Source organism: Candidatus Phytoplasma rubi (assembly GCF_026821955.1).
GTDB classification, from domain to species: domain Bacteria; phylum Bacillota_I; class Bacilli_A; order Acholeplasmatales; family Acholeplasmataceae; genus Phytoplasma; species Phytoplasma vitis.
The window spans coordinates 576685-589141 of record NZ_CP114006.1 but is presented as its reverse complement, the minus strand read 5'-3'; the positions used below and the strand labels follow the sequence as shown (position 1 = coordinate 589141).

The window sequence follows — 12457 nt, the reverse complement described above, 5'->3', positions numbered from 1 at the left end:
GAAAAGGAAATTTTAATAATGGTATTAAAAAAAAATAAAACAGAAGAATTAATTGTTAATCCTTTATACGATATTATTAAAAACGAATATGGTTTTAAGAATATTTTTTTTCTCATTTGTTCTATTATTTCTATGGGTTTGTTAAAAACTTTATTTAAAGAAAAACATTTTGGAGAAAAAATGTTTTATTCTTTTTTCATTTTATCTTTTTTTGTTTTTTTAATCAGTATTTATCCTTTTATTAAAAAAAATATAAAAGATATTAATTTGATCGTTTGGCCTTTGTTTCATGAAATTATATTTAAAATAATAAATGTTATTTGTTTTAGTTTGGTTTTGATAAGTATGTTTCAGTTTTTTAATTTTTTATATTCATATATTGATCCATTAGTTTCGAAAATATCTTAAAATAACAAGAATAGATGTTTAGAAAATGAAAAAAAAACAGCAAAGAAATGATAATGATAAAGAATATATTTTAGAAACTAAAAAAAAATTAAAAAATGAAGAAGCGAAATGGTATATTATCCAAACTTATTCAGGTTATGAGAATTCTGTAAGAGAAGATTTATTAAAACTGGTTAATAGCGGATTGCCAATTGCTAAATTTATTTTTGAGGCTATTTGCCCTAAAGAAAAATATTTTAAAATAAAATCTGATGGCACTAAACAAGAAAAAGAAAGAAAGATGTTTTCTGGTTATGTTTTTGTTAAAATGATTATAACTGAACATACATGGTTTGTAGTTCGTAATCTACCACAAGTAACTAATTTTTTAGGTTCTATAAAAGGTAGTAATGCTAAACCAGTTCCTTTGAGTGACTCTGAAATAAAACCTATTTTAATTAAAATAGGGCTTATAAAAAAACCGAGTTACGAACATTTAATTAATAAAAAAGTAGAAATTACTAGTGGTTCTTTTGTAGGAAAAATAGGTACAGTATCTTTTATAGATAATAGTAAAAATATAATGATAGTAGAGGTTGATTTATTCGGTAGAAACACTCCTATTGAGATTTCTCTTTCTTCTTTTAAAGAAATTATATAATAATATAATTATTTGAAACTATACTATTGTTTTTTATTATAAATTATGTTATAATTTTAAGAATTTGTTTTTCTTTATAAAATTTTTATATCATAGTTTTATTTTTATAAAATTTATAAATTTTATAAATTAACAATTTTAATAAACTAATATTAATAAATGAGGTTTTATTACTATAATGGCGAAAACAGTTATTAAAACTATTAAATTACAAATTAATGCAGGAAAAGCTAATCCTGCTCCACCGGTAGGACCAGTTTTAGGTCAAGCACAAGTTAATATACCTTTATTTTGTTCTAGATTTAACGAAGTTACTAAGGACAAAATGGGTTTTACAATTCCTGTTGTTATTTATGTTTATGATGATAGAACTTTTGATTTTATTACTAAAACACCTCCTGCTAGTGACCTTTTAAAAAAAGCTGCTAATATTGAAAAAGGATCATCTAATTCTAAAAAAAATAAAGTAGCCGCTTTAACGAATAAACAAATAGAAGAAATTGCCCAAAACAAATCTTCTAATTTGAATTCTTATGATTTAAAACAAGCTTGCAAAATAATAAAAGGTACTGCTGCTAGTATGGGTATTGATATAGTTGAATGATTTTTAATATTTTTTAGAAAGAATTTATGTTTGGTAATAAAGTGTTTTGATTATGAAAAGAAGTAAAAAATATTTAAATATTAGTAAGTTGATAGATTTTAGTAAGTTATATTCGATCGATGAGGCTATAAAATTAGTAAAACAAACTAAAGTTACTAAATTTGATTCTACTGTAGAATGTAATTTATCTTTGCAGTTGGATCCTAAAAAAGTAGATCAAAATTTGCGTGGGGCTTTGGTTTTACCTCATGGAAGCGGTAAAAAACTAAAAATTGCTGTATTAGCAAAAAGTTCTAAAGTTAAAGAAGCTGAAGATGCAGGGGCTGATTATGTCGGTGATCAAGATTTAGTCGAACGTATTTCTAAAAATTGGTTAGGTTTCGATGTTTTGATAGCTACACCAGATATGATGCCTTCGATTTCTAAATTGGGGATTATTTTAGGTCCTCGTCGTTTGATGCCTAATTTAAAATTAGGAACTGTAACAGATAATGTTTTTAAAATAGTTCAAGAAATTAAAAAAGGTAGAATAGAATATAGATTGGATAAAAATGGTAATTTACATACTATTTTAGGAAAAATTTCTTTTAAAGAAGAAGATTTATTAGATAATTTTAAATTTTTATATGAACATTTAATGTCTATTAAACCTAAGACAGCAAAAAGTAATTTTATTAAATCAATAACTATTTCTACAACTATGGCACCAGGTATTAAAATTGATTTCGCTTCTGTTTAAAAATATAAATTTAAAAATGTAAAAATTTATTTTTAAATTTAGTATTTTTAAAAATTAAGAATAAAAAATAATAAGGATTATTATTGTTATGACAAATCTGGCTATTATTGAGCAAAAAAAAGCTGATGTAGATTTATTAATTCAAAATATTAAAAAATCTGAAATAATTATTTTGTTTGAGTATCAAGGAATAAAAGTAAGCGATTTAACTGAATTACGTGTTGAATTACAAAAACAAAATAGTATGATTAAAGTATATTCTAATAATATATTGAAAAGAGCTTTTAAATCAACTGATTATAATGAATTAGTGGATTTATCTAAATATTCTAAAGTTTTATTATTGAGTTCTGGAGATTCTATTGAACCTATCAAAATTTTATTCAATTTTGTTCAAAAAAATAAATTTTTAAAAATTGTTAAAGGTATTATTGATAATAAAGTATATTCTTGTAATGTTATTAATGAGATAGCAGTTTTACCTTCTAAAGAATATGTATTAGCTATGTTATCATCAGGAATGATGTTTGCTTTAAGAGAATTAATAATTAGTTTGAATATATTATCAAATAAATAATTTGTTTAATTTTTTAAAATTTAAATATGATAAAGGAGTTTGGCATAATGGCTAAATTAACTAAAGAAGTTTTTATAGAAGCTTTAAAAAGCATGACTTTATTAGAAATTAAAGAATTAGTAGACGGTATAAAAGAAGAGTTCGGAGTTGATCCTTCTAATTTGGTATCTTCTGCTTCAAATACTTCTGATTCACAAGGAGAAAAAGTAGAGAAAACTAAAGCTACAGTTATTCTAAAAACTTTTGGAGATGCTAGTAAAAAAATCGCGATTATTAAAGAAATTCGTGAAATAACTGATTTAGGAATACTTGATGCTAAAAAATTAGCAGAAACACCTAATGCTATTATTAAAAAAGATATTGAAAAAGCAGAAGCTGAAGAAATAAAGAATAAATTAGAAAAATTAGGCGCTACAGTTGAATTGGAATAATTTTTTAAAATGAGCTATTTTTTTAATTTAAAACCTAAGATATAGTTTTTCTTAGGTTTTTGTTTTCTTATATTTTATTTATATTTTATTTTTGTTAGATTTTTGTTTTTTAAAAGAATAGTTTATTATATTGGTTGGAGCTTAAATAAATGAAGAAATATTGTAATATAAAATACGGTACTAAAGCAGCACGTCGTAATTATTCTAAAATTAATTATGATTTTGAATTGCCTAATTTAATAAAAACACAAATGGATTCTTTTGATTTATTTTTAAAAAAAGGAATTCAAGAGTCTTTAAATGATATTTCTCCTATACAAAGTTATAACGGTAATTTAAAATTATATTTTGATGATTTTTATTTAAATGAACCTAAATTAGATATTAAAGAAGCTAAAAAAAGAGATTTTAGTTATTTTTCTGAATTATTTGTTAATGTAAGATTAGAAAATGTTTTGACTGGAGAAATTAAAAAAAGTCGAGTTTTAATGACAGAACTACCTTTAATGACTCCTTCTGGAACTTTTATAATTAACGGAACAGAAAGAGTAATTATATCTCAAATTATACGTTCTTCAGGTACCTATTTTACTGAAAAATTTGATTCTAAATTAAATAAAGTTCGTTATGAAGCTCAAATTATTCCTATAAGAGGAGCTTGGATTGAATATGAACAAAGCAATAAAGATATTCTTTATGCTAAATTAGATCATTCCAAAAAAATTCCTTTAACTAAATTTATTAATGTTTTAGGTTTTAATAGTAAAGAAGAAATAAAATCTGTTTTTGGGGGAAATCCTCTTTTAGAATTAAGTTTTAATAAAAATGATGAGTTAAACACAAATGATTCTATTATAGAATTATATTCTAAATTAAATCAAGGTGAAAAAGTTTCTGTTAAATCTGCTCGTGAATTTATTAGTAAAAGATTATTTGATCGTAAAAAATATGATTTATCTTTTGTAGGGAGATATAAACTTAATAAAAAATTAGATGTTTTAAATAGAATTGAAAAAACTTTTTTAGCATATGATTTAAAAGATATTGATAATGGAGAAGTTTTATTTCCTAAAGATACTTTATTAACAAAAGATATTATTGAAGAATTAAAAAATAAAAGACATCATTTTAGAAAAGAATTAATTAATTCTAAGATTAATTTAGAAAATGAAGTCGATGAAGAAGAAAATATTTTTACTTATAAAAAAGATGATTCTAAGGAAAACATTTATATAAAAGAAAATATTTTTCATATTTTAACAGGAGAGATTTTAGTCGAAGCAGACACTTTATTAAACGATGAAGTAAAAGAAATTTTGCAGCAAAATAGAGATAATTTAGAAGAATCTGTTATAGATTTTTTTCTAGATAATAATAATTTTTATGAAAATGAAAAAGAAACTCAAATTAAAAATATTTTAAATGAAGTTTTAGTTATTTATGTTTTAGATGATAATGATAATAAACGTTATATTAAAGTAATAGGTAATAATCAAGATGAAAAAGGAAAAAATATTTTTTTATCTGATATTATCGCTAGTATTAGTTATTATTTGAATTTATATGAAAATATAGGTAAAAAAGACGATATTGACTACTTAGGCAACAGAAGATTAAGATTAGTAGGAGAATTATTACAAAATCAATTTCGTATTGGTTTGTCTAGATCTGAAAAAAATATTAAGGATAGAATGTCAACTAGTAAATTTGAAACAACAACAACTAGTGGATTAGTTAATTTTTCTTCTTTAGCGATAGTTATTAAAAGGTTTTTTGGAAGTTCACGTTTATCTCATTTCATGGATCAAATTAATCCTCTAGCTGAATTAACTCAAAAAAGAAAAATTTCTTCTTTAGAAACTGGTGGTATCGATCGTGATCGTGCAGGTCTCGAATTAAGAGTTATACATAATTCTTATTATGGAAGATTATGTCCTATAGAAACACCAGAAGGACCTTCTATTGGCTTGATTTCTTCTTTATCTACTTATGCTCAAGTAGATCAATATGGTTTTATTAAAACTCCTTTTTTTAAAGTGATTCATACTGATGGTTTACATAGGGTATCTAAAAATTTCAAATATTTAACTTCTATTCAGGAAGAAGGACAAATTATTGCTTCAGCAGATACTATTTTAAACGAAGATAATACTTTTAAACAAAATAAAATTATCGCTAGAAAAAATGGAGAAATAGGTCTTTATGATGTTTCAAAAGTTAATTATATTGATGTTTCTCCTAAACAAATAGTTTCTGTAGCAACTTCTACTATTCCTTTTTTAGAACATAATGATGCTTCTAGAGCTTTGATGGGAACAAATATGCAACGCCAAGCTTTGCCTTTATTGATTACAGATTCTCCTATTGTAGGTACAGGAACCGAGTATAGAGTAGTAAAAGATTCTGGTTGTTTGGTTTTAGCTGAAGAAGATGGTTTTGTTTCTTATGTTGATTCTCAAAAAATTATTATTAAGTCTGATGACGAAACAGAAAAAGTTTATAAATTAACTTCTTTTGCTAAATCAAATCAAAATACTTTGATTTTACATAAACCTATTGTTAAGAAAAATGAATTCGTGAATAAAAACGATATTATAGCTGATGGCCCAGCCACTGATAAAGGTGAATTAGCTTTAGGAAAAAATATAACTGTGGCTTTTATGACTTGGGATGGTTATAATTACGAAGATTCTATTATTATGTCAGAAGATTTAGTTCATAATGATGTTTATACTTCTGTTCATATCACTAAATATGAAATTTATACAAGAGAATTAAAAAAAGGTTCTGGTAAAGAAGAGATTACTCGTGAAGTTCCTAATGTAAGTGCTGAAGCTATTAAAAATCTAGATCACAGAGGAATTATTATTCCAGGTTCAGAAGTTAAAGAAGGTGATATTTTAGTAGGTAAAATAATTCCTCAAGGAACTTTTGAGCCTTTACCTCATGAAAAATTAATTTACACTATTATAGGAGAAAAAGCACGCGATTATAAAGATGCTTCTTTAAGAGTTCCTTTCGGAAAGTCAGGAGTCGTTCAAAGCGTCGAATATTTATCTGTTTCTAATGGTGATTTTTTGTCTACACCAGGTGTAAATCAAAGTGTTAAAGTTTATATTGCTCAAAAAAGAAAAATTAAAGAAGGCGATAAAATAGCAGGGAGACACGGTAATAAAGGTGTAGTTTCTCGTATTTTACCTAAAGAAGATTTACCTTATATGGCTGATGGTACAACTATTGATATTATGTTGAATCCTTTAGGTGTTCCGAGTAGAATGAATATTGGACAAATTTTAGAAATGCATTTAGGTTTAGCTGCTAAAAAATTAGGTATTAAAGTAGCTACTCCAGTTTTTGATGGCGTTGATAATGAAGATTTGAAAGATATTATGAAAGAAGCTAATTTATCTTTAGATGGTAAAACGATTTTATACGATGGCAGAACTGGTGAACCCTTTGATAATCCTATTTCTGTAGGTATATTATATATGATTAAATTATCACATATGGTAGATGATAAGTTACATGCTAGAAATGTAGGCCCTTATACTTTAATAACAAATCAAGCTACTCGTGGTCAAGGAAGTAGTGGTCCAGGCGGACAAAGAATTGGGGAAATGGAAGTATGGAGTTTATATGGTTACGGTGCAGCTTATACCTTAAGAGAGTTTTTAACTGTAAAAAGTGATGATATAATAGGACGTAATAAAACTTATAATGCTATAGTTAAGGGATTTCCTTTACCTAAACCTTCTATTCCTGAAAGTTTTAGAGTATTTTCTAAAGAATTACAATCTTTAGGTTTACATGTAGAGCTTATCGAAGCTAATACTAAGGAGAATAAAGTTCATCATTCTTTAGTTAATAAAAACAAGGAGTAAAACCTATCAACTAATTATGGAAATAAATGATAAAATCGAAAATTGTAATGTTTCTGAATCAACTGTAGAATCATTAAAATCAATCGGAATTAATTTTTTGGAAGATTTTAATTCTTATACTTTATTAGATTTGCAATCTTTATTAAATGAAGATTGTTTTTTTGACATTATTCCTATTTTAAAAAAAAATTTTTTACCTGAAAATTTAGAAAATTTAAATTTAATAAATGATATTATTGTAATTTTATATAATAATAAAATTAAGACATGTCGCGATCTTTTGACAGCTAATACTAATTTTATATATCGTTTATTTGAAAAAGAAAATTCTTCTTATTTCGAAGATATTAAAAAATTTTTTTCTTTATATAAACATAATTTTGAAACAAAAATAAATGTCGAAAACGAAAAATCTGATGAACCAGTTTCTTTTGAAAAAAAATATGGAAGTCGTGAATACGATTATTTTAAAATTCGTTTAGCGTCTCCTGATGAAATTAGAAAATGGTCTTATGGCGAAATTGTTAATTATGAAACTATTAATTATCGTACTTCTAAACCAAAAATGGGAGGACTTTTTTGTCCAAAAATTTTCGGTCCTTATAAAGATTTTCAATGTGCTTGTTTAAAAAAAAAAATATCAAAAACTTTTAAAATTTGTCCTAAATGTGGTGTTGAAATAACAGAACAAAAAGTACGTCGTGAAAGAATGGGGCATATAGAATTAGCTTCTTCTGTTGTACACATTTGGTATTTAAATAGTTCTCCTAGTAGATTAGCTATTATTTTAGGAATGAAAGCTAAAGAATTATTAGAAATAGTTTACTATGTTTCTTATATTGTTATGTCTCCTGGAAATACAAATTTAGAAAAAGGACAGTTGATATCAGAAATTCAATACGGTCATTATTTAGAAAACAGCAACAACTTTGTGGCTTTAACAGGTGCAACAGCTGTCAAAGAACTGTTAAAGGAACTAGATTTAAATGCTAAAATAGAAGAATTAAAAACTCTTTTAAAACATATTTCGAAACAAAAAAGAGATAATATTATTAAGAGATTAGAAATTCTTATATCTTTACAACAATCTGATAATAAACCTGAATGGATGGTTTTAGATGTTTTGCCAATTCTTCCTGCCGATTTAAGACCAATTGTTCCTTTAGATGCAGGACGTTTTGCGACTACTGATATAAATGATTTATACAGAAGAATTTTAAATCGTAATAATCGTTTAAAAAAACAAATTAAACAAAAAGCTCCTAGATTAATTATTAAAAATGAAAAAAGAATGTTACAAGAAGCTGTAGATGTTTTATTTGATAATGTTAAAGTTAATAAAAAAAATAACTCTAATATGGAAAAAAATAAAACATTAAAATCTTTATCAGAAATGTTAAGAGGGAAACAAGGACGTTTTCGTCAAAATCTTTTAGGAAAAAGGGTTGATTATTCAGGAAGATCAGTTATTATTGTTGGCCCAGAATTAAAAATTCATCAATGTGGACTTCCGAGAAAAATGGCTGTTATTTTATTTAAACCTTTTATTCTAAATAAATTAAAAGAAGTTAAAGGAATTGATAGAAGAAGCGCAACAGCTTTATATGAAAAAATGAATGAATATGTTTTCGAAGTTTTAGAAGAAGTTGTTAAAGAACATCCTGTTTTATTAAATAGAGCACCTACTTTGCATCGTTTAGGGATTCAAGCTTTTGAACCTAAATTAATTGATGGCAAAGCTATTAAATTACATCCTTTAGTAACACCAGCTTTTAATGCTGATTTCGATGGTGATCAAATGGCTGTTTATTTACCTCTTTCTTTAGAAGCACAAGCAGAAGCTCGTTTGTTGATGTTAGTTTCTAATAATATTTTAGATCCTAAAAATGGTAATCCGGTTTTATCTCCTTCGCAAGATATGGTTTTAGGTAATTATTATTTAACCATTGAGGAAAAAAAAGATCGTGTTATAAATGGTTTTGAATCAGAAAAAAGAACAAAAGAACACAAGTATAAACATCGTAATGAAGGAAAAATTTTCTTTGATTTAAAAGAAGCAGAATTAGCATTTTATAATAAAGAAATTCATTTGCATACAAAAATTTTAGTTAAAACAAAAAATATTAATTCTTATTTTACTCCTGAGCAAAAAGAAAAATATTTAATAACTACTTTAGGAAAATTAATTTTTAATAGTATCTTGCCTTCTAATTTTAATTATATTCAAGAACCAACTCTTTTTAATTTAGAAGTTAAAACTCCAGAATGTTATTTTATTTCAAAAGGTATAAATCCTAAAAAGGTTTTATTCGAATCATTATATATCGAACCTTTCAAAAAAAGATTTGTATCTCTGATTATAGATTCTGTTTTCAAAAAAAGCAATATTACTGAAACATCTAAAATGTTAGATAATATTAAAGATTTAGGATTTAAATATTCTACTATTTCCGGAATTACTATTTCTCATAATGATATTAATGTTTATTCTCAAAAAGAAAAATTATTAGATTTAACTGAAAATAAAATAATAGAAATAGAAAAATTTTATGATAATGGTTTTTTAACAATTTCAGAGAAGAAAAATTTAGTTATTCAAGAATGGAAAGTTGTTCGTGATAAAATACAAGAAGGATTAATGAAAGAATTTGATAAAGATAATAATTTATTCATGATAAGTGATAGTGGTGCTCGTGGAAATACTTCAAATTTTTCTCAATTATCAGGAATGAGAGGATTAATGAATAGTCCTAAAGGAGAAATTTTAGAAATTCCTGTAAAAACTTCTTTTAAAGAAGGATTGACAGTTTCTGAATTTTTCATTTCTACAAATGGCGCTCGCAAAGTTTCTACTGATACTGCTTTAAAAACAGCAGAATCAGGATATTTAACACGTAGATTAGTTGATGTAGCTCAAGATAATATTATTACTATAGAAGATTGCGGTAGTGATAAAGGTTTATTTATTGAATCAATTAAAAATGATAAAGAGATTATTTCTTTAAGACAACGTATTTTTAGTCGTTTTGCTGCTGAAGATATTTTAGATGTTAAAACAGGACAAATTATAATTAAAAAGAATGAGATGATTGATAAAGAAATTGTCGCTAAAATTAACTCGTTAGGTATAGAAAAAGTTAAAATTAGAAGTGTTTTAACTTGTAATGCAGAATATGGTATTTGCTCTAAATGTTATGGTTTAAACTTAGCTAGTAATAAAAATGTTGAAATAGGAGAAGCTGTCGGAGTAATAGCAGCTCAGTCTATTGGCGAACCGGGTACACAATTAACAATGAGAACTTTCCATACAGGAGGAGTTTTAGCGGTTTCTGATATTACTCAAGGTTTACCAAGGATTCAAGAATTATTTGAAGTTAGAATACCTAAAGGAAAAGCTGTTATCAGTGAATATGATGGGTTTGTAAAAGAAATTAAAAATATAAATTCTTATTCATCACAAATTATTATTATTCCTGATTATGATAAAGACATAACATATGTTTATGATATTTTTTCTAATTCAGAAATTTTAATCCAAAAGAACATGCGTGTTTATGCTGGTCAAAAGTTAACAACAGGTTCTATTGATTTAAAAGAATTATTAAGAGTTACTAGTGTAGAAGAAACGCAAAAATATATTTTAGAAGAAGTTCAAAAAGTATATCAATCTCAAAGTGTTACCATTAGTGATAAACATATAGAAATTATTATATATCAAATGTTTAAACAAATTTTAGTTATTTATGAAGGAGACACTGATTTTTTACCAGGAACTGAAGTTTCTATTAAAAAATTTAAAAAAGTTAACTTAGAAATGTTACGTCAAAATAAATCGTTAGCCGTAGGTCGACCTGTTTTATTAGGAATTACAAGATCTTCTTTAAAAAGTGGTTCTTTTCTTTCTGCCGCTTCTTTCCAAGAAACAACTAAGATTTTAATTAATGCCGCTATTAAAGGTCAATCAGATTATTTATATGGTTTAAAAGAAAATGTTATTGTAGGAGGATTAATTCCTGCAGGCACAGGTATTTTAGAGCATCATAATTTTAAATATCCTTATGAAAAGATAAAAAATGATACGGAGTCATAATTATATTGTTTTTTGTTTTAAAAAAAGTTATAATTATAAGTATAAAAAAATTCGTTTATAATTATTAAAAACTTAATATTAATAAAAAAAATGTAAAAATGTATTATTAATTTTAAAAAAATATTATTTTAAAAAGGAGATGTTATATTAGATGCCTACTATTGCTCAGTTAATTAAAAAAGGAAGGATTGATAAAACTTATAAAAGTAAATCACCATCTTTAAGATATAGTTTTAATAATTTAAAGAAAAAAATTAAAAAATATAATTCTCCTCAAAAATCAGGAGTTTGTATTAAAGTGTCTACTATGACACCAAAAAAACCTAATTCTGCTTCAAGAAAATTTGCTAGAGTTAGATTAAGTAATGGTAATGAGGTTAATGCTTATATTCCAGGAATAGATCATTCTTTGCAAGAACATAGTGTTGTTTTAGTTCGTGGTGGAAGAGTCAAAGATTTACCTGGAGTACGTTATCATATAGTTAGAGGAGCTTTAGATGCTACTGGCGTTGCTAATAGAAAACAAGGTCGTTCTAAATATGGTTCTAAAAGAGTTGTTAATAAAAAGTAAAAAAATATAATTAATAAAAATTTTAAAAAGGTAAGGTTCTTTTAAATGTCACGTAAAAAACGTATTTATAGAAAAAATTTAACACCGGATCCTGTTTATAATTCTAAGTTGGTAACTAAAATTATAAATACTATTATGAAAGATGGTAAAAAAGAAGTTGCCAAATCTATTTTATATGGTGCTTTTGATAGAGTAAAAGAAATAACTAAAAGAGATCCAATAGATGTTTTTAATGAAGCTTTGAGTAATATTATGCCTATTTTAGAAGTACGTACGCGTACTATAGGAAGTCAAAATTATCAAGTTCCTTCAGAAGTTCGTCCTGAAAGACGTCAATCTTTAGGATTAAGATGGTTGATTCAATATTCTCAAAAAAGAAATGAAAAAACTATGAAAGAGAAAATAGCAAAAGAAATTATTGATGCTTCTTCTAAAACAGGAATAACAGTTAAAAAACGAGAAGATACTCATCGTATGGCCGAAGCTAATAAAGCTTTTGCGCATCATCGTTGGTAA

At 25.2% G+C, this 12457-nt stretch carries 10 protein-coding genes; all 10 read left to right on the top strand.

The window, feature by feature from the left end; genetic code table 11:
* The first annotated feature begins 18 nt into the window (after positions 1-18).
* Positions 19-408 (top strand): hypothetical protein, encoded by a 390-nt coding sequence (locus RS022_RS03295; protein ID WP_268849758.1) that lies wholly within the window; start codon positions 19-21, stop codon positions 406-408.
* Between the two features lie 25 nt (positions 409-433).
* Positions 434-1048 (top strand): transcription termination/antitermination protein NusG, encoded by a 615-nt coding sequence (gene nusG, locus RS022_RS03290; protein ID WP_268849757.1) that lies wholly within the window; start codon positions 434-436, stop codon positions 1046-1048.
* A gap of 178 nt (positions 1049-1226) precedes the next feature.
* Positions 1227-1652, top strand: a complete 426-nt coding sequence (rplK, locus tag RS022_RS03285; protein ID WP_268849756.1) for a 50S ribosomal protein L11 — start codon at positions 1227-1229, stop codon at positions 1650-1652.
* 52 nt (positions 1653-1704) lie between these two features.
* The gene (rplA, locus tag RS022_RS03280) at positions 1705-2391 is read left to right on the top strand and encodes a 50S ribosomal protein L1 (RefSeq protein ID WP_338140405.1); all 687 of its coding nucleotides are present in this window, start codon (positions 1705-1707) and stop codon (positions 2389-2391) included.
* Positions 2392-2479: 88 nt separating this feature from the next.
* Entirely contained in the window at positions 2480-2968 is a 489-nt protein-coding gene (gene rplJ, locus RS022_RS03275; protein WP_268849755.1) for a 50S ribosomal protein L10, read from the top strand.
* A gap of 47 nt (positions 2969-3015) precedes the next feature.
* Positions 3016-3399: a 50S ribosomal protein L7/L12 gene (gene rplL, locus RS022_RS03270; RefSeq protein WP_268849754.1), complete on the top strand. Its 384-nt coding sequence runs from the start codon at positions 3016-3018 to the stop codon at positions 3397-3399.
* 149 nt (positions 3400-3548) lie between these two features.
* Positions 3549-7280 carry a DNA-directed RNA polymerase subunit beta gene (gene rpoB, locus RS022_RS03265; RefSeq protein ID WP_268849753.1) on the top strand — a complete coding sequence of 1244 codons (3732 nt, stop codon included), beginning with the start codon at positions 3549-3551 and terminating at the stop codon, positions 7278-7280.
* Positions 7281-7296: 16 nt separating this feature from the next.
* Positions 7297-11370, top strand: a complete 4074-nt coding sequence (gene rpoC, locus RS022_RS03260; RefSeq protein ID WP_268849752.1) for a DNA-directed RNA polymerase subunit beta' — start codon at positions 7297-7299, stop codon at positions 11368-11370.
* A gap of 151 nt (positions 11371-11521) precedes the next feature.
* A complete protein-coding gene (gene rpsL, locus RS022_RS03255) occupies positions 11522-11941 on the top strand; it encodes a 30S ribosomal protein S12 (RefSeq protein WP_268849751.1) in 420 nt (139 codons plus the stop codon).
* A gap of 45 nt (positions 11942-11986) precedes the next feature.
* Positions 11987-12457: a 30S ribosomal protein S7 gene (gene rpsG / locus RS022_RS03250; RefSeq protein ID WP_268849750.1), complete on the top strand. Its 471-nt coding sequence runs from the start codon at positions 11987-11989 to the stop codon at positions 12455-12457.